Origin of the sequence: Paenibacillus tuaregi, from assembly GCF_900086655.1 — a bacterium.
In the GTDB taxonomy this organism is placed as follows: Bacteria; Bacillota; Bacilli; order Paenibacillales; family Paenibacillaceae; genus Fontibacillus; species Fontibacillus tuaregi.
This window is the reverse complement of the sequence record NZ_LT575476.1, coordinates 2045373-2065284: the sequence shown is the minus strand read 5'-3', so window position 1 is coordinate 2065284 and position 19912 is coordinate 2045373. Positions and strand designations below refer to the sequence as shown.

Sequence of the window (19912 nt, the reverse complement as noted above, 5' to 3'; positions counted from 1 at the left end):
ACTGGACGGTCACTGGAGATGATGATCTGTTTGCGTTTCTTCAAGCAGCGCGTTGGATGTACATAAAGCCTTCCCCTGCATGGCTCCTTGCCAGCTAAAAACAGAGTATCATCCTGGAAGCAACTTTAATGAACTTCTTTTGCATGGACTCCTTGCCGGCCAAGAATGGAGTACCGTCTGGCAGCTACTTTAAGCTACTTTAAAGCGAACGGAAGATCTCTCTGAAAAAAGCAAAAAAGCTGCACACGGCAGGTCACCAGTGACAGCTTTTCGCACTAGGGATGGGTCGGCTGTTACCGGAACATCCCCCACAGCTTGATCAAATGAAACGTATTCTTAGGATCGATTTTCTGGATGATCACGAACTGCACCATCTGGTGCTCCTGCGCCGCGGTCAGCTTCTCGTTCAGAATCACCGCTGAGGACTTCACAAGCCTATGCACCTTGGCCGGGTCCTGTAAGTCGGCCTTCGTGAGGTTCTCCGTCAGCTTCTTTATGCGGTCCTTGACCGCTTTATTCTTCATCTTCAGCTTAACCCGCTCCACCAGCTGCGGGTTGATGCCGTACTGCTGATAATTCAAGCCCCATCTCACCTCCCGTGCTCCTGATCTAATATATGACGGCAGGCAGTCTTCTAGTGCAAAAAAATTAGCTATTAAAAGAAACTGACCCATAGCGTGAGACCTTCAAAGGAATACATAACATGTCTTAATATATGGAGACAATCTTGGAGATGTTTTGACGTTGGCAACAGCTGGTATCATAGTGGTCAATGAAACCGTCGTTTGGAGCAGCCTTTCGGTAGACAATACAGCTACAATTATAGGCCCGAATATATATTAGATAGGCATCGATTATTGAAACAACAATTAAATCTGCCAAAAAAGTACAAGGATCAGGCGACAGAAGATTCGCGCACTTTGTAAGCAGCATGAATAGTTATGGGGTTATGGATACCAAAAAATCACGGCACTGCTTTCGGGTAGACATGAGATTAACTAGAAACGCAGCAGATTATTTCAGCGCGAGTGGCCGCAATGTTGTATAGGAGTTAAGAAACGCAAACCTACAGGGCACCAGCTTACATCAACAGAACACTTGCTCAAGGGGCAATTTCTAGACCGATGCCCTATGCAATAACTCGTAACAGACATTACGTATTTGTCGTTTGGCGGTAAAACGTTATTACGTCAAACATCTTGAACTTGTTTAACGAGGAGACCGTGGTATACAGATATTTGAAAAAACACCGGGTTGTACTATGTACGCTGTCAGCTGCCTTCTCTACCAGGAAAGCCTACACCATAGTGATATGGGAAGCGCCTATACATCTCAAGCATATCAAGAAGCTGTAAAGGAAAAGCATTATCAAGAGCATGTCCCGCAAGGTTACTGCCCAATGATAATGCCCAACAAATCGTTTTATTTCACGCTATAGCCTGAAAATCTCGAAAGTTTAACCTGTACGACGCAGCAATCGTCGACAGACCGTTAGAGACTAGTTACTTAAAGAACCCCGAGAATTAATAAGATAATCCTAATTAACATTCTTTGACTCAGTAGCTACTGCTACCTCATCACCTAACTCTTCATTATAGACAGTCCTACCTTCAATAAAATCCATTATTTCAGCCGTTAAGCCCTTTTCTTTTAGCTGATTTGAAAGAATAATATAATAATCATTAGATTCTAGAATCCGCTCAAAAATATAATAAGTATCTTTATCTTGAATGTGTTCATGACAAATGCTCGAAATACGTCCAATTAAGTTAATTTTATCCATATCAGGCTCATCTATATTAAAAGCTTTGTTGATATACAAAGATATGTTCACTTCGGATTCTTCACCATACTTATTTTGTAAATACTGTTTCAATAGTACTTTAGTCATAGAGACAACCAAAATAGTTAAAGACGTTTTGGCTTTTAATAATCCTGTCTTTTTCTCAATTTCTTCATTTTCTGATTTAAAGCCATAAGTAACAAGTTTATAAACGTGATATGCTGCAAGCATATCATCGAACTTAGTGGAATCGTTAAAAACCTCCTCATATAGACCCTCACCATCCTCTAAGCGAGAGACAAATAATTTATCTCTTTTTTCAAGAGCCATATAAGGATTTTGAAGATAAAATGCAATGTACGCTATAACAAATGTTGTGTTGGTTACAACGTTAACCTCGCTTGGAATTATGTCCCTTTTAAATTCTCCTCTTCTCCTCTGATACCAAAAGGAGGTATTAAAAGATTCATTCTGTATTTTAATTTGTATTTCATCGTTTGACATAAAATCGTAGGATTTAACAGCATTCTGTGAATTGGTAAACCTAGTAATTTCTAAATTGAACCTTTCATCACTTGAACGAATCAATCGCATAGTAATGCGAGCATCGGCATCCATAACTTCTTTTTGTAAAGGCGTTGCTTCTTTATAAGCAAGATATATTGAGTAAACAGTCTGTGCTCCATTAATTATTTGTAACCCTACTAGTTCTACATTTTTAGCTCCAACTCCAACATCAGGAACCAATTTTGTGATTGCTGTTATTCCGTTATTGAAATACCAAAAGGCACCTGGTCTCTTTTCAAGAGTTTCTTTAATTACCTTATTATAGCTTGATGTTATTAAAGGATTACGAACATTTTTATAAAACAAACTTAATTTGAATTTTTCAAATAATTCGTAAATTGTTTTTGGTTTTAAAATAAATATGTATGACCTCCTGCCATCTCCACCACCTTGAAAATCAATAAAATCCCTGTCAGCTTTTTCCCCAAAACGCTCAATTGGAAGAGTAATAATACTCTCCTCCGGATTGTAATTAGTTTCAAGTAATAAAGGGGAAGCTAAGCCTTTATACTTACGTTCTATATAATCTTTCCTTATTTTTTGTATGTCTACTATCTCTAAATCTATGTTTGGACCGTACTCTTTTCTGAAGCTGTGGATATTGTCGTCACAACTAGGATTGCTCTGACAAAGAGATAGAAAGATAAATTTTACACTACCATTATTACCAAGATGTTCAAGAAGAGATTTGTATTTTTCATTAAATTTAACATTAGTAGTACTTTTTCTGTGTCCACGTAGCATTGTTTCAAAGTCATTAATTGAATATTTTAATTCTTGCGATTTAAACATATCTTCACTATTTCTTTTATTATTCCATTTCGACTGAACAACATAGAATGTTTCCTTGCCAAAAGAATCCTTTTTATTAAAAATAATATCACATGAAGAATCCCCTTCTCCATCTGTTATATATTCTTTAACATACATGGTTTGGCCATAAAACTTTAAAAACCATACTAAAAAAGCATAACTTTTTTTCTGATCTTCTTTTTTGTATTTTTTGTAAATGGGATCGTCACTGATATCTATCTCATTTTGAAGTTCAGAATTGATTAATTCATAAAAATGTTTAATTAACAAGGGACACTTCTCCTATTCCTTCTCAAAGAGAATATATATCTAATATCGAAATATATTCTCCATATCCAAAATAATCCCTTCTTTATTTCGAAAATTTTAACTAAAATCAGTGAATTAGTATAGACTTAAACAGTATCGGGCTTAAGCTTGCCCAAGCTGCAATTTGCGGCATCGCCTCTAAAACAAGACCTATCATTCCCGAATCTCTACTAAGACGACCGTCACCGCATTTTTCTGGATACTAGGAATGGTGACCCAAAGCTCAATGGACGCCGAATAAGGCTCCAGCAATCGATCAATTTCAAGTTCTACTTTCTTCAATTGCTTTTCAACGAATGATAAGTACTCGATATGTAGCTCCAAAATCATCCGATGATATTTTTTCAAACGCCCATCTATAGCCTCCAAAAGTTCAGGAACTTTGCGCTTTAGTGAAGTTTTTACTTTTTCCTTGATCTCATCCGCGTCTAAAACTTCACATTAATGCGTATTCCAGTAAAGCACGGCCCGTTACGCCATAAATATCGCTAATGTAAGTAAAAGCTTTAAATAGCATCTTGTAATATCTTGTGAATTCCATTCTTCTCAAAACTAAGTAGCTTTCAATGGTAACGCGTCAAATTCCTCATATTCCGAATAACCAATGGAGGTACTAAACTAGGAGTAGGGAGTCCCGAGCGAAGTAATTGGGCAATCCATGCTGCGTCCGGTTTTCCGACCGGGTATGTTTTGGTCCATCTCGCATTAGCCATGATTAATGTAAACCAATCATTGAGTACGAGCAATCCCTTGTTGTTGCAGAAAAATCACGAATTTCCTGCTTAGGTTTATAATCCAAATTACCATATGGAACAAAAGAAACTAGGGTCTCCTGATGTAGATCAAGTCCAACACACCTTTCCAAAATCGCTTCCATCCCAAAGATCACTCCCGTAATAGTTAAGTTGTAGGTCATGTATCCACAGGGAAAAGAATTTTTATACACGTGCTTCGTGGCAACAATTGGCGGTACTCGTGGGATACGGTCGGCCAGTTTGGGACTCAGAGTGTTATCCTCCAAAAAAGTCTCGGCCTGCAACCTGCAGTTCCATTATGGAACATACAAATTAGCAGGCCAAGACATTTTCATTCATCGTAGTGGCCGTCAGGCCATGTTAGTTTGGGGCATCTCTTTCCGTTAATCAATTAACTCGCCCTGCAGAATCTGCTCCCGCTGCAGATAGTGCCGCAGCGGGCCGTAAGCGGGCGAGGTCCAGAACGCCTCCTCGCCCACCAGATGGGCGGCATCCTCCCTCGCCGCCTCCAGCACCGCGAAATCGCTGACCATGTCCGCGATTCGGAACTCCGGCACGCCGCTCTGCTTCGTGCCGAAGAAGTCCCCGGGACCGCGAAGCTCCAGGTCCCGGCGGGCAACCTCGAAGCCGTCGTCCGTCTCTGTCATGACCTTCATGCGCTCCTGACCGACCTCCGACTTCGGATCGGCGATGAGCACGCAATACGAGGCGTGCTCCCCCCGGCCAACCCGGCCGCGAAGCTGATGCAGCTGGGACAAGCCGAACCGGTCGGCGTCCATCACAATCATCAGCGTCGCGTTTGGCACGTCCACGCCGACCTCGACCACCGTCGTCGAGACAAGAAGCTGCACTTCATTCGCATAGAACTCGCGCATCACTTCTTCCTTCTCGGCCGCCGTCATCCGGCCGTGCAAGAGACCCACCTTGAAGTCCGGGAACGCCTGGGACATCGAGACATACAGGTCGATGGCATTCTGCACATCGAGCTTCTCGGATTCCTCGATGAGCGGGCAGATCAGATAAGCCTGCCGGCCTTGACCGATCTCGCGGGAGATGAAGCCAAGCACCCGGTCCATTTTGTCATGCTTCACCCAATAGGTAGAAATCGGCTTTCTTCCTTTAGGCCGTTCAGACAAGGTGGAGACATCCATGTCGCCGAAGGCCGTGATCGCCAAGGTGCGGGGAATCGGCGTGGCCGTCATCGTCAGCACGTCCGGATTAAAGCCCTTGCGCCGCAGAATGCTGCGCTGGTTCACACCAAACCGGTGCTGCTCATCGGTTACGACAAGGCTGAGTTTGCGGAAATAAACGTCCTCCTGAATGAGTGCGTGAGTTCCAACCACCACATCGGTTAAGCCCATTTGCAGTGATGCCAGCAGATCTTTACGTTTCCTTCCGTTCACGCTCCCGGTAAGCAGCCCGACGGTAACGCCAAAGGGCTCAAACAGCTTCACCAGTGACCGCACATGCTGCTCCGCCAGAATTTCCGTCGGCACCATGAACGCCCCCTGACAGCCCGACTTCACGGCAGCGTACAGGGCAATCGCCGCAATGACCGTCTTCCCTGAACCTACATCGCCCTGAAGCAGCCGGTTCATACAGAAGGGGGAGCGCATATCCTTCAGGATTTCAAGCTCCACCTTCTTCTGGGCATCGGTCAGCTCAAACGGAAGGCTGCGGACGAACTCCCTTACGGTGGCATTATCCACCGTATGTACCACCCCGTCCATCCGCTCATGATTCATAGCCCGGTAGGCCTGCAGCTTAAGCTGGAACAGAAACAGCTCCTCATACACCATCCGGCTTCGGGCTCTCTGCCCTTCCTCGCTGTCCAACGGCTGATGGATGCGCAGAATGGCCTGTTTTCTCGGCATCAGATCATACTTGCGGACAAGCTCCTCCGGCAGAATCTCCGGGATCATTTCCCCGAACTGGGTCAGTGCTTGTCCGACAGTTTTGCGCATCCAAGCCTGAGTAATATTGCCGCCTACAGAATAGACCGGCTGCAGGCTTCCACTGCGAATGACCCCCTTGTCGGGAAATTCCGATTCCGATACCGTCATTTGAGCACGGCGGAGATCCCATTTCCCCGTTAAGGTAACCTCACGGCCAGGGGTGAGCTGGTCTTTGAGAAAATGGCGGTTGAACCACGTGGCGGTGAACATCCACTCATCCGCCATCACCTTGCACGTCAACCTGGATTTTTTGCCGTAACGCTGTAGAACCGGCAAACCCATCACCTTCGCCTGCACCGTCACCTTCTCGCCGTCCTTGACTTCACTCAGCGACCGGAGCCGGTAATCCTCATAACGAAACGGATAGTATTCAAGTAAATCCTGTACCGTAAAGACGCCAAAGGCGTGAAGCTCTCCCTCTTTGAGAGCACTCACGCCGCTGACCTGTCTCACGGATATCTTTTGGATATCCATCAATTAATCCCTCACTTTATGCCGGCCAGACGAACACCGCAACAATTCCGGGACCCACGTGAGTCCCTACTACTGCACCAATGTCAGTCCGAACCACTTCATGCAGATTGAAATGTTTGGACATCTCCTGCACGACGTCTTCCGCCGTTTCCGGGTTAACCCCGTCACATACGGCAATATTCAGATCTTTGTGATCTCCAAAGTCCTTCTGGAACAGTTCCACAATCCGCAGCACCGCTTTTTTGCGGCCCCGCGCCTTGTCAACCGGATAGATAACGCCTTCCTCATCCACAGAAAGGATGGGCTTCACATTAAGCACTGTGCCAATCAGAGCAGCTCCTCTGCGAATACGTCCACCCTTCTGCAGGTACTCCAGTGTATCCACCAGGAAATAGAGCCTGCGGACCTGCCGCAGACGTTCAACCTCATCCACTATCTCCTGAACGGATGCACCACGGGAAGCCATTCTTGCGGCGGCAACTACCTGAAGCCCGAACCCGTAAGAAGCGCAGCGGGAATCAATGATGGTGATATCCGCCGCAGTCCCATCTTCCTCCATCATGGACTTGGCCAGCAGTGCGGACTGATAAGTCCCGCTCATCCCGGAGGAGATATGAATAGATATAATAGAAGCTCCGGGATGCTGTTCCAGCAAGCTCTGATACACATTTACATATTGGGTAGGAGATGTTTGGGAAGTGGTCGGGAGCTCCGGTGACTTGGTCAGCCTGTCGTAGAATTCAGCCGGAGTAATATCCACGCCTTCCACGAAAGATTTATCTTTAAAGTTCACCGTCATCGGAATAACATGAATGCCGTACTCTGAAACCGTCATCTGCGGAATATCCGCCGTACTGTCGGTAACAATAATAATATGATTCATCGATACTGCCTCCGTCCCCGTCCTCTGAACCTTCCCCAATTAGGATTCTACAGAGAATAAATAGTAATAAATAGGCTGTCCGCCCTCATGGATCTCCACTTCGGCGTCAGGGTATTTCTCCTTCAGCCAGTTGGACAGCAGCAGGGTATCGTCGCTGCTTGCCTCTTCGCCCGTAAGGATCGTGACGATCTCATCACCGCTAATGAGCATCTTCTCAAGCAACGACTCACAAGTCTGAAGAAGAGCTTCTTCTGTGGCCACAATCTTGGAGTCTTCAATCCCGATATAATGCCCGGCCTTGATCTCCAGGTCATCAAAGTGGGTATCGCGAACCGCATAAGTGACCTGTCCCGTCTTCACATGACCTACCGCAGCCAGCATACTGTCCGTGTTGATCTGAACGCTTTCCTCCTCTTGGAAGGCAAAAGCGGCAGCAATGCCTTGAGGAATGCTCTTGCTCGGAATAACCGTCACGCTTCGTTCTCCCTCAAGCAGATCACGGGCCTGCTGCGCGGCAAGCACAATGTTCGAGTTGTTTGGCAGCACAAATACATGCTGCGCCGAAATCGAGTTAATCGCGTTTACGAAGTCCTCTGTACTCGGATTCATCGTCTGTCCCCCGGACAGAACTACGTCCACACCGAGGCTTGTGAAAATATCGGAGATGCCCTGTCCTGAAGCCACAGCAATAAAACCATAAGCTGCGAGCTCGTCAGCTGGCAGAATAGCAGGCTCGGCTACCCTTGCCTTTTCCGCCGGAATATCTGCGAACAGCTCAGGTGCAGGTGCAGCATCCATCCCTGCCGACAGCAGATCACGGTGCTGTTCCCGCATATTCAGAATATGAATTTGGGTAATCTCTCCATACCGGAGAGCCAAATTAAGAACTTCACCCGGAGCTTTCGAGTGAACGTGCACCTTGATCACTTCATCATCAGCAATCACAATAATGGAATCCCCGTTCACAGCAAGTGCTTGACGGAACTGATTCTCATCAAAAGCGGTGCCCTTGGCATCACCCAACTGGCGGTTAATGAAGAATTCCATGTCATACAGGAACTCAATGTCATCCGTCTCCAGACGGGCTTGGGCAGACACCGGCGCCTGCGCTGCCGGCTTGGCTGCAGTGTATGAGACTGCTGGAGCCGATCTGAATCCGGCTTGTCCCTGAGTGCCCACCGCAGCAGATGGAGCATTTGCAATTTGATTTGACAGATAATCATAAAAACCTTGATAGATATACACCAGGCCTTGACCACCGGAATCCACAACACCGACCTGCTTCAGCACCGGAAGCTGTTCAGGAGTATGGGCAAGTGCCTCTTTTGCTTTGGCAAGAACCTCGGTCATCAGCTCGGGTATATCAGACGTACGACGTGCAAAATATACCGCATGCTTGGCAGCTTCCTTGGCTACAGTAAGGATGGTGCCTTCAACCGGTTTGACTACCGCCTTGTACGCCGTATCCACACCGCTCTGCAAAGCTTGAGCGAACTGAACGGTATTCAGCTCTTCATAAGAAGCCGCATAGCGGCTGAAACCGCGGAATAACTGAGATAGAATAACTCCCGAATTACCGCGTGCGCCCATCAGCAGACCTTTGGCCAGAACCCCTGCCTGGCTGCCTACCCCGCCGCTGCCGCTTTTTGTCAGCTCGCTGACTCCTGCGGTCATTGTAAGATTCATATTCGTGCCGGTATCCCCATCCGGAACCGGAAATACATTAAGGGAATTAACATGTTCCGCATGTTGCTGAAGCTGATCTGCTCCGGCCAATACCATAGCTGTAAAATCTGTTCCATTTAGAGAACGCTTACTCAATGAGAAATCCCCTTCCTAGCTTGATACACGTACGCCCTGTACCACAATGTTCACTTCATCTACTTGAAGTCCAACAATATCGTTCAATACATATTTAACACGCTGTTGAATGTTATGGGCAACCTCGGATATCTTGATTCCATAAACAACTATAATATATAAATTAATAATAATTCTATTGTTATCGGGTTTCACTTCTACTCCCCGGGTCAGATTCTCCCGCCCGAGCAGCTCTGCAATACCGTCTTTAAATTGCTTTCGGCTTGCCATCCCCACGAGTCCATAACATTCCATGGCGGCTGATCCGGCAATTACCGCTACCGCTTCATCCGAGATATCAATTTGTCCATATTCGGTATTCAGTTCAATAGCCACTATCCTTCACTCCTCCCTTAAAAATATTATGGACTAATCAACATTGTACTATAAGAAGAGGGAGAAATAAATAAAAGAAGGCTCTGGCTGGACAAATAAAGTTAGCTAGCCGGTTGACGAAGCTTTTTTTGCTGTGATATGATATTGGAGTATTGTTTTAAGCAGGTGTATTGGAACAAGGAGGTGTAATTCATGTCTCGCAAATGTTATGTAACAGGCAAAAAGCCTAGCACTGGTAACCATGTATCCCACGCTAACAACCGTAACCGTCGTACTTGGGGTGTTAACGTACAAAAGGTTCGCATCCTTGTGAACGGTAAGCCAAAACGCGTTTATGTCAGCACTCGCGCTTTGAAATCCGGTAAAGTTACACGTGTGTAATTTCTGAATAGGCATATAGACAAAAAGCACCTTTTTTCAAGAAGAGGTGCTTTTTTAATGCCCTTTTTCAGTTCTTGTGAAATGTATTCAGAACGGCCTTCACAAAACCTCCAAGAAATTTAGGCAACTTAAATGTGTAGAACTTCATCATTCACCCTCCCCATACTTCTCATGCTTGCTTTATTCTATGATTCCATCCCGCACCTTGTGTGCTCTTCTCACAAAAAAAGGTTACATGAGAACCTTAGCTCATGTAACCCATTGTATGCGCCCCACGCGCGCCCTATTCCATCAAAGCAGACGCAGGGCTGTCCCCATTTTCACCTATGCACGCACACTGTTCATAATCTCAGCTATAGCTTCCTTACGATCCTTACGGCCAAAAACAGCGCTGCCCGCAACAAGGATTTCCGCTCCTGCCCGGGCAACAAGCGGAGCCGTCTGAGACGTAATTCCGCCGTCCACCTCAATCAGAAGGTCCGATCGGCCGCGCTGCTCCTTCATCTCGCTTAGCTCACGGATCTTGCGGACCGCAGCGGGAATGAAGGATTGACCTCCAAATCCAGGATTTACGGTCATCACAAGAACGAGATCCAGGTCTTCCAGCACCTCAGACAGCACCGAAGCCGGAGTCCCAGGATTAATCGCAACTCCTGCCTTCACACCATGCTCCTTGATCAGATGGATAACCCGGTGCAAATGGACACAGGCCTCCGCATGCACGGTGATATAGTCAGCTCCCGCTTTAGCAAAAGCAGGTATGTAATTCTCTGGGTTCTCAATCATCAAGTGAACATCCAGAACGAGCTGGGTGTGAGGCTTGATGGCCTCAACCACAAGGGGGCCCATCGTGATATTAGGCACAAAGCGCCCATCCATAACATCGATGTGAAGCCAGCCTGCTCCTCCTTGCTCCACATCGGCGATTTCTTCACCCAATTTGGCAAAATCCGCAGATAAAATAGACGGTGCAATGTTGATCATTTCGTTAGTACCTCCGTTTCTTATCTTTCATTTCCTCATAGAATTGAACGTAATGCTCATATCTGCTGGAGGCAATCCGTTTCTCTTCAACCGCCTGGAGCACCTTACAGCCAGGCTCGTGCAGGTGGCTGCAGCCCCGGAACTTACATTCCGCCGCATAAGGAACAAACTCCCGGAAGCATTCGGATAATCTCTCCACCCCAAGCTCCAGAAAATCCAGCTGGCTAAAGCCCGGTGTGTCAGCAACGTAACCGCCATTGCCGAGCTCAATCAGCTCCACATGCCGGGTCGTATGCTTGCCGCGTCCTAGGCGCAGGCTGATTGCGCTGGTCTCCAGACTTAATCCCGGCAGCATCGCATTGAGCAGGGAAGACTTGCCCACTCCTGACTGACCCGAGAACACACTAATTCCTCCAGCCAACCGGCTGAGCACCTGATCCGTACCCGCACCTGTCCGGGAGCTGGTGATGATCACCTCGTACCCGATGGAGCTGTAGAGCTCTGAGACCAGCTTCGTCAGCTCATCTGCCTCGTCTTCATCTGTCAGCAGATCCTGCTTCGTCAAGCAAATCAGCGTATCAAGTCCTTCATTCTCAATATGAACAAGGAACTTGTCCAACAGCTGCAGGTTCATATCAGGCTCACGAAGAGAGAAGAGGAGAACGGCCAGACTGGCATTCGCCACCGGAGGACGAATGAGCTCCGTCTCCCGGGGGAGAATCTCCGTTACTGTCCCTTCCCCATTCTCTGTAGGCTCGTAAATGACCCGGTCCCCTACCAAGGGGGTTATCCCTTTCTTCTTAAACACTCCCCGGCCGCGGCATTGAATAGTCTCGCCTGATCCAGCCCCAGCCGGCTTCACATAATAATATCCACTTAGCGCCTTAACAATTAAGCCTTCAGGCATGTACGCAGGCCTCGCTTCCTTGTTTTTCTGCCTTATTCATGATCCTATTTGCGCTTCTTCTCGGCTTTTTCCTTCTCTTTCTGGGCTTTCAAGACTTCCTTAGAGGAGGCTTGACCCGAAGCGAAACGGTCGGTTACCTCCTGGTAACCGCCATTAATCGCTGCAGAGTCTCCGGCAGTTCCATTATCACCGGAGTTGTTGTCGTCCGGTGGCGGAGTCTGCTCGACCTGCTCCTGTCCAACCGGTACGCTTGGAACCGGAACTGTGCCCTGTTTGGCATCAATATAAGAGACAGGCAGCGTATCCAGATATTCACCGTCCCGGTATATTAGAATCGCTCCATTTTTGGTCGGAGACAGAACAAGATTTACCGGTATTGTCTGAACGGTGTTAATCGTTCTTGTTGTCGCTTCCTTGTTATCTCCCCGGGCATCGGTATACACCAGCCGGATCTTGCTCTTCTTGCCTTCCGTCTTAGGGGCAATAGGCACATTATAGGTGTACGTTACCGCTTCAGGCGGATATCCGGAGCTGACTACAAGGGTAAACTCTGTACCCGGAGGAACCTGTTCTCCAGCCCCGTAAGGATGCTGTTTAAATACCTTCCCTTCGTCCACCGAGTAGCTGGACTCCTGGGTGATGCCATCCTTGGCCAGCTTCAAGCCGAGCTCCTTCAACTTGGCCTCCGCCTGACTCTGGGTCAGGTTCGTGAGATCCGGCATCGTCACCATTTGCGGGCCTTTGCTGACTGTAAGCTCAACCGTGTCCTTCGCCGGATCAAAGTCCGAGCCGGCAGCAGGATTCTGACCTGTCACCTTGCCAGGATCAGCATCACTGTAATCATCCTTCCGGGTAATCTGACTACCATCCATCTGGAAGTCATCCATCAGCTTCTTCTTAGCATCTTCATACGATTGTCCACTGAGATCTGGAAGCTTCTTCAGCGGTTTCTCCACGCTTACTGTCAGCGTTATAGGCGTATCCTTCTTGACCTCAGCGCCTTCCGGCCTTCCCTGTTCATACACAACACCTGCAGCTACACCTTCTTTGTAGGCTCTGGTGATGGGATCCTGCACCTTAAGCCCTGCCTTGGTGAGCTCCGCTCTGGCCGCGTCTTCCTGAAGACCGATCAGCTTCGGCACTTTCACATTAGGAACATTCAAGCTCTGATTGACATACCAAGCCACTCCAAGCATGAATAAGATGACAAGCAGCGTAATTCCGATCCACAGCGTAGGTTTGACCCAGGCTTTCTTGGGGTTCTTAGATTTGGCCGCCTGCGGCTTTGAGCCTTCATCAGGATCATCCACACGGGACGTTCTCCCCGCAGCAGGCCGCTGCACCGGTGGTTTGATCGCTGGAATTACCCGGGTCTTATCCGCGTCGTCGGCATCATCAAACACAATCTTGGATTCCAGCCGCCGCTCAGGCAGCAGACACGTCTCCAAATCACGCAGCATCTCCTTGGCGGACTGATAGCGTTCGTTTGGATTTTTGCGCATTGACTTCAATATGATATTCTCAACACTCTGAGGAATAAGCGGGTTAACGAGCCGCGGTTCCTCAAAGCTCTCCTGAAGATGCTTCAGAGCCACACTGATCGGGCTCTCCCCCAAGAATGGAAGCTTGGAGGTAAGCATTTCGTACAGCACGATCCCCAGGGAATACAGATCCGATTTCTCACCTGTAACCACACCTTTGGCATGTTCTGGTGAGAAGTAGTGCACGGAACCTACAACCGAGCCCGTCTGGGTAATTGTTGTAGATGATACCGCACGGGCAATACCGAAGTCGGTTACCTTTACCCGTCCGTTCCGTCCAATGAGTATATTATGAGGCTTTATATCCCGATGAATGATTTGGTTATGATGAGCATGATCCAGCGCGTCACAAATTTGTGTTGCAATCCGAACGGCCTCGTCCACCTGGAGCGGGGCGCGTTCTTTTATAATCTCATTTAAATTCTGGCCTTCAATATATTCCATGACAATATAATGGATTTCGTCTTCCTGACCGACATCATAAATACTTACCACATTCGGATGTGACAAAGATGCGGCAGATTGCGCCTCCCGCCGGAAGCGGCGGATAAATTCCTCATCGTGCACAAATTGCTGACGCAGCACTTTGATAGCCACATTGCGTCCGAGCAGAATGTCCTGCGCCTTGTATACCAGCGCCATTCCGCCTCCGCCGATCCGCTCAATAATCTGATAACGACCGCCCAATTCATGTCCGATCATGTTGTCCACTCCTTTACACTAGACCCCGCTGTACCCTCGGAAATTTCTATGAGAGCTACAGTGATATTATCTTCCCCGCCCGCATCAAGAGCAAGCTGAAGAAGGTGGTCGGCCCGGTCCTTCAAGGACACCTCAGACAATCCGACCGTTTGGGCCATTTGATGCTTAGATACATAGCTGCTGAGTCCATCGCTGCAGAGGAGCAGAATATCCCCTTCCTTCAGCGCAACATGAATCAGATCTACCTCCACCTGGGCATCCGTTCCCAGTGCCCGGGTGATTACGTTTCGGCGGGGATGATGAGAAGCTTCTTCTTCGCTGATCTGCCGGCTTTTCACAAGCTCGTTGACCAAGGTATGGTCCTCCGTCAGCTGGGTGATTCCCCCTTGGCGGAACAAATAGGCACGGCTGTCACCAATGTGACCGATAATCCCTTCACGCCGGTCAAGCAGGATCGCTTCCACGGTGGTGCCCATATTGTGATATTCGACACTTTCAGAAGCAGTGCGAAACACCACCTCATTGGCATGGAGAATCGCCTTTCTCATAGCCTCACGGCGAAGCTCTGTGGAAGTGGCTCTTGGCAGCTTCTTCAGATCGGCCGAAATGGTCTCTACAGCCAAGCGGCTGGCGGTATCTCCCGCCTTGTGTCCGCCCATGCCATCAGCCACAATCCCCAGAGTGAAGCCTTGTTCCAGGCTCTCCACCCAATATGAATCTTCATTTACGGAACGAACATGTCCCACATCACTGACACATACCGTTTTAATCAAATGACCTCACCTCGCACCAGACTCCATATGCTTCGCCCGCAGTTGTCCGCAGGCTGCCGCAATATCGTGGCCTTGCTCACGGCGGATCGTAACATTAACCCCTTTGTCCGCCAATATGCGTTGGAATTGAAAAATGTCATTTCTCGAAGTCCGGGTGTACTTACGTTCAGGCACATAGTTCACCGGGATCAGATTCACGTGGCAGAGCATGTTTTTCAATACATTTGCCAGTTCCTCCGCATGCTCCGGCTGGTCGTTAACCCCGCCGATGAGCGCATATTCAAATGTAATTCTGCGGCCCGTCTTCGCCTGATAATATCTTAGTGACTCCATCACATCGTCAAAAGGAAACCGGCGGTTCACCGGCATCAGCTTCGAACGAAGCGCATCATTCGGTGCATGAATCGAAATGGCCAGATTAATCTGGGTATTCTCGTCCGCAAACCGGTAGATGTTCGGCACAATACCACTTGTTGATACAGTAATATGCCGTTGTCCAATATTCAAGCCCTTCTCATGGATCATCAACCGCAAAAATTTCATGGTAGCCTCATAGTTCTCAAACGGTTCGCCCGTTCCCATGATGACAATGCTGCTCACACGCTCGCCTCGTTCATCAAGGATCTGCTGGGCCCGCACAACTTGGGCGACAATCTCTCCAGCGGTCAGGTCCCGCTTCAGCCCACCCAAGGTGGATGCGCAGAACGTACAGCCTACCCGGCAGCCTACCTGGGTCGTTACACAGATGCTGTTCCCGTAGTTGTGCTTCATGATCACCGTTTCAATGGCATGGTCATCATGCAGGCCGAACAGGAACTTGACCGTTCCGTCCTTGGACTCAAATTTCGTAATCTCCTTCAGGGCCACGAACTGGAACTGCTCATTCAATTTCTGGCGAAGCGCCTTGGATAGATTGGTCATCTCGTCAAAAGAATTAACCCGCTTCACATAAATCCAATCAAAAATCTGCCCGCCGCGGAAAGCGGGTTCCCCTTGGGAAACTGCCCATTCCTGCAGCTCCTCCAACGTAAAATCATATATAAAAGGCTTCATGATCACACACCTGTTCTTTTTTAAATTGAAGCATGAATTCTATTCATTCTTCCCATTTTATCATAAACACACTTGACACTAAAGTGCAAAACCCGCTGGAGGTTCCAGCGGGGTGTGCCATCTGTCATATTAACCTAGTTTGACCAAACGGGCAATATAGAATCCATCGGAATGGAAATCCTGAGGCAAAATCTGTGTGCCAACAGCAGCCCGCGTACGCGCTTCACCCAGTTCATTTAATACTTGCACCTGATCCGCTTCGGCATATTCCGGATGCTTATCCAGAAAAGCCTGCACGACCTGCATATTCTCCCGCTTTTCTATCGTGCACGTGCTGTAGACCAGAACACCCCCAGGCCTGAGCAGCCCGGCAACCCCATCAAGCAGTTTGAGTTGAAGCTCTGCAATGTCTGTGATGTCTTCCGGCTGCTTGGCCCACTTCAGATCCGGCTTGCGCCGGATTACCCCAAGCCCCGAACATGGAGCGTCGAGCAGAATCCGGTCAAAAGATTCCGGCGCATACCGCGCAGCAAGCTCCAAGGCGTCGCCCGTAGTTGTGCGTACAATGTCCAAATCCAGACGCTCGGCCTGGGACTCTACCAGCTTGGCTTTATGCGGATACACATCATTCGCGATAACTTCACCGCTGCCATTCAGCTTCTCCGCGATATGGCAGGACTTGCCGCCGGGTGCGGCGCAGCAGTCAAGCACTTTCATGCCGGGCCTCGGATCGACCGCGGCAGCAACCAGCATGGAGCTCTCATCCTGGACAGAGAGCAGCCCCTCCTGGTACCAGTCCGTATGGGCCATATTGCCGCCACTGCGAACAATGATCCCATCCTCGGACACAGGAGAAGGTTCAGCATCTAGTCCCCGCTCCCTCATCCGCTCCAGCAGTTCTTCCCTGCTGAGCTTGGTGCGGTTCACCCGCACACTCACAGAAGGAGGCTCATTGTTCGCGCGGCAGATGGCCTCCGCCTCCGCTTCCCCGTACTCTTTGATCCAGCGCCCAACGAGCCATTCCGGATAAGCATACTCTAGAGCAATCCGTTTGAGTGGCGGAAGGTCTGCCGGTATTTGAAGCTCCTCCTTACGCCGGAGCACACTTCGCAGCACCCCGTTCACCATGCCTGAAATGCCTTGATGGCCTTTCTTTTTGGCGATGTTAACGGCTTCATTAACCGCTGCATGTGCGGGGATACGGTCCAAATAATACAGCTGATAGAAGCTTAGACGAAGCAAATTCCGCACCCAAGGCTGAAGCTTACCCAAGCCTTTAGCAACGAACTGACCTAAGAAATAGTCAATCGTGGATAAGCGCGAGATCGTCCCATACACCAGCTCCGTGGCAAGGCCTGCGTCCGCTCCGGACAGATTGCTGCGCTGCAGCGCGCTGTTCAGCTGCAGGTTGCTATAAGCGCCCTCTTCCTCCACCTGGGTCAGCACCTCAAGAGCCACTTCCCGTGCGGTAACAGGTCTCTGTAGTCCGCCGGTGCCCTTGTGTTTCGCCCTTTGGGGAGCTGAACCGGTCTTCGGCTTATTTGCCGGCTTATTTCCCCTATGCTGAGAGCTGCTCAAGAGAATACCTCACCTTTCTTCAGCACGCCGCCCCGCAGAAATTCGGCCGCTTCCATGGCCTTCTTACCGGCAGGCTGCACTTTGGTTAGAATAACCGAGCCGTCCCCGGTCTTCACTTCAATCCCGTTTGCATGAAAAGCCAGCACAGTACCAGGAGCCTGTCCGCTGCCTGAACTCGCGGCCGTCAGCTCAGGCTTGGCTACTTCCCATACCTTGAATACTTCCCCGTTCCAGTGGGTGAAACCTCCGGCAAAAGGCACGAGGCCTCTCACCCGGTTATAGATATCCCTGGAGGAATCGGCCCAGTTAATGCGCTCATCTTCACGGGATAGATTCTTTGCATATGTAGATTCCTCATCATTCTGCGGAATACGCGCCGCGCTCCCGTTAATGACTAGAGGCAGCTGCTCCTTTAGCAGCTTCGCCCCAGCCAAGCTCAGTTTCTGGAATAAGGTACCCGAAGTGTCCTCATCCTCAATTGGAACCACCGACTTTGCAATCATATCCCCGGTATCGAGGCCTTCCGCCATATACATCAGCGTGATCCCCGTTTCCTTCTCCCCGTTGATAATCGAGCGCTGGATCGGCGCACCGCCCCGGTATTTGGGAAGCAGCGAACCGTGTACGTTAAGACAGCCGTATTTAGGCATGTCCAGTACCGCCTTAGGAAGAATCTGTCCATATGCTGCAGTCACAATCAGATCCGGCTCATATGCGGCCAACTCCTGAACTGCTTCAGGACTGCGCATCCGCTGAGGCTGCAGCACAGGAAGGCCGTGAGCCAAAGCAGCTTCTTTTACAGGCGTAGGCGTAAGCACCTTTTTCCTGCCTTGGGGCCGATCTGGCTGGGTTACTACGGCAACGACATTGTACCCTTCATCCAGCAAAGTCTCCAGGGAAGGTACCGCAAAATCGGGAGTTCCCATAAAAACAATATTCATGCGCCTCACTCCTTCTTTTCATTCGTCGCCTGCTGTTCCTGCTCCTGTTCGAACTGCTCCTCTTCCTCAGGCGGAATCTCATAATAATTCTCGGCTAGCTCAGTGTATAATATGCCATTCAAATGATCGATCTCATGCTGAAATGCCCGGGCAAGCAGTTCGGTTCCGGTAATCGTGATTTCCTTGCCCTTCCGGTTAAGTCCTTTGACCGTCACCTGATTCGCCCGGCGCACATCTCCCCGGTAACCAGGAATACTCAGACAGCCTTCCGGTCCGAATTGCTCCCCTTCCGATGCAATAATCTCCGGGTTGATCATCTCAATGAGCCCGTTGTCGTCCCCCACATCAATCACTATAATCCGCTTGAGAATGCCAACCTGCGGAGCCGCCAGTCCAACCCCATCCGCGTCGTACATCGTATCTGCCATGTCTGTAAGCAGCTTCCGGATAGCCGGGGTAATCTCCTTCACTTCCTCCGCAACCTGATGCAGAACCTCATTGGGCTCCAGAACAATCTCTCTAATCGCCATATCGCACCATCCTTCGTATGTCTTATTATGTGAGCGCGCTTTGATGGGGAATACGTCTTGAATACCCTCATGTTAGCCCGCTGCTCTGACGGATCATTCTTACGATCGCTGTTGGAGCTATATTTCTTTGAACTATCTATTCACTGTTGAAATTTAGCTCCAAAGGCGAACGCTTACGCTTCTCCAGAACGATTCCGTAATCTCCGCTATTTCATGTATATGCAAATACCTGATAGATGCTCAGCCCCAGCACTCTAATCCCTACACAACCTCAAGCGCATCCCGCAGGGACAGCGCCCGATACGTGAGTGAATAACTCTTGAGCAATTCCCATTCATGTAAGCCCGCTCCGCTGACGGATCATTCTTACGATCGCTGTTGGAGCTAAATTTCTTTGAACTATCCATTCAGTGTAGAAATTTAGCTCCAAAGGCGAACGCTCACGCTTCTCCAGAACGATTCCGTCCTCTCCGCTATTTCATGTATATGCAAACATCTTAAAACCCTCTCAAACCCCAACACTTTAATCCTTGCACCAACCTTAAGCGCATCCCGCAGGGATAGAGCCTGCACGCTCGCATCATCACCATACCACAATTCCAACACTCTAATCCCCGCGCAACCCCAAGCGCATCCCGCAGGGACAGCGCCTCCTTGCTCGCACCAGCAAGAGCGCACATCTCCAGCCCTGCGCCCGATCCGCACCAAAAGTAAAGCGGGCCCCAAAGGGGCGGCAAGCGGCCCCACGAACACTGCCGGCCCCATACACGAAAATCAGCGGCACCAA

At 49.0% G+C, this 19912-nt stretch carries 17 protein-coding genes; 1 reads left to right on the top strand and 16 read right to left on the bottom strand.

The window, feature by feature from the left end:
- Positions 1-293: 293 nt before the first annotated feature.
- The 7 genes from BN6628_RS09460 to BN6628_RS09435 all read right to left on the bottom strand — a co-directional run bounded on the left by BN6628_RS09460 (position 294) and on the right by BN6628_RS09435 (position 9735).
- Positions 294-581, bottom strand: coding sequence for a stage VI sporulation protein F (locus tag BN6628_RS09460; RefSeq protein ID WP_068616793.1), 288 nt, complete (start codon positions 579-581; stop codon positions 294-296).
- A 956-nt stretch (positions 582-1537) separates the two neighbouring features.
- Entirely contained in the window at positions 1538-3433 is a 1896-nt protein-coding gene (locus tag BN6628_RS09455; RefSeq protein ID WP_068616791.1) for an AIPR family protein, read from the bottom strand.
- 192 nt (positions 3434-3625) lie between these two features.
- Positions 3626-3820: a hypothetical protein gene (locus BN6628_RS26100; RefSeq protein ID WP_148449274.1), complete on the bottom strand. Its 195-nt coding sequence runs from the start codon at positions 3818-3820 to the stop codon at positions 3626-3628.
- A 790-nt stretch (positions 3821-4610) separates the two neighbouring features.
- The gene (gene recG, locus BN6628_RS09450; RefSeq protein ID WP_068616789.1) at positions 4611-6656 is read right to left on the bottom strand and encodes an ATP-dependent DNA helicase RecG; all 2046 of its coding nucleotides are present in this window, start codon (positions 6654-6656) and stop codon (positions 4611-4613) included.
- Between the two features lie 16 nt (positions 6657-6672).
- Positions 6673-7539, bottom strand: coding sequence for a DegV family protein (locus tag BN6628_RS09445; RefSeq protein ID WP_068616787.1), 867 nt, complete (start codon positions 7537-7539; stop codon positions 6673-6675).
- A gap of 39 nt (positions 7540-7578) precedes the next feature.
- Entirely contained in the window at positions 7579-9360 is a 1782-nt protein-coding gene (locus BN6628_RS09440) for a DAK2 domain-containing protein (RefSeq protein ID WP_068616785.1), read from the bottom strand.
- A gap of 15 nt (positions 9361-9375) precedes the next feature.
- A complete protein-coding gene (locus BN6628_RS09435; protein WP_068616783.1) occupies positions 9376-9735 on the bottom strand; it encodes an Asp23/Gls24 family envelope stress response protein in 360 nt (119 codons plus the stop codon).
- A 192-nt stretch (positions 9736-9927) separates the two neighbouring features.
- Between BN6628_RS09435 and rpmB the strand changes: the two genes are divergently transcribed.
- Positions 9928-10116 carry a 50S ribosomal protein L28 gene (gene rpmB / locus BN6628_RS25595; RefSeq protein WP_082926854.1) on the top strand — a complete coding sequence of 63 codons (189 nt, stop codon included), beginning with the start codon at positions 9928-9930 and terminating at the stop codon, positions 10114-10116.
- Positions 10117-10183: 67 nt separating this feature from the next.
- Here rpmB and spoVM read toward each other — a convergent pair whose 3' ends face one another.
- The 9 genes from spoVM to def all read right to left on the bottom strand — a co-directional run bounded on the left by spoVM (position 10184) and on the right by def (position 19125).
- Entirely contained in the window at positions 10184-10264 is an 81-nt protein-coding gene (spoVM, locus tag BN6628_RS09430; protein WP_036621610.1) for a stage V sporulation protein SpoVM, read from the bottom strand.
- Between the two features lie 176 nt (positions 10265-10440).
- Positions 10441-11100 (bottom strand): ribulose-phosphate 3-epimerase, encoded by a 660-nt coding sequence (gene rpe, locus BN6628_RS09425; RefSeq protein WP_068616782.1) that lies wholly within the window; start codon positions 11098-11100, stop codon positions 10441-10443.
- A gap of 4 nt (positions 11101-11104) precedes the next feature.
- Positions 11105-12007 (bottom strand): ribosome small subunit-dependent GTPase A, encoded by a 903-nt coding sequence (gene rsgA / locus BN6628_RS09420; protein ID WP_068616780.1) that lies wholly within the window; start codon positions 12005-12007, stop codon positions 11105-11107.
- A 44-nt stretch (positions 12008-12051) separates the two neighbouring features.
- Positions 12052-14250: a Stk1 family PASTA domain-containing Ser/Thr kinase gene (gene pknB / locus BN6628_RS09415; RefSeq protein WP_068616778.1), complete on the bottom strand. Its 2199-nt coding sequence runs from the start codon at positions 14248-14250 to the stop codon at positions 12052-12054.
- A complete protein-coding gene (locus tag BN6628_RS09410; RefSeq protein ID WP_068616776.1) occupies positions 14247-15023 on the bottom strand; it encodes a Stp1/IreP family PP2C-type Ser/Thr phosphatase in 777 nt (258 codons plus the stop codon). Before BN6628_RS09410 ends, pknB begins: the two co-directional genes overlap by 4 nt.
- A gap of 6 nt (positions 15024-15029) precedes the next feature.
- Entirely contained in the window at positions 15030-16076 is a 1047-nt protein-coding gene (gene rlmN, locus BN6628_RS09405) for a dual-specificity RNA methyltransferase RlmN (RefSeq protein WP_068616774.1), read from the bottom strand.
- Between the two features lie 129 nt (positions 16077-16205).
- On the bottom strand, positions 16206-17654 hold the full coding sequence (rsmB, locus tag BN6628_RS09400) for a 16S rRNA (cytosine(967)-C(5))-methyltransferase RsmB (RefSeq protein WP_082926853.1): 1449 nt from the start codon (positions 17652-17654) through the stop codon (positions 16206-16208).
- Positions 17651-18595: a methionyl-tRNA formyltransferase gene (fmt, locus tag BN6628_RS09395; protein ID WP_068616772.1), complete on the bottom strand. Its 945-nt coding sequence runs from the start codon at positions 18593-18595 to the stop codon at positions 17651-17653. The genes rsmB and fmt overlap by 4 nt, the downstream gene beginning before the upstream one ends.
- A 5-nt stretch (positions 18596-18600) precedes the next feature.
- A complete protein-coding gene (gene def / locus BN6628_RS09390; protein ID WP_068616770.1) occupies positions 18601-19125 on the bottom strand; it encodes a peptide deformylase in 525 nt (174 codons plus the stop codon).
- Positions 19126-19912 lie beyond the last annotated feature (787 nt).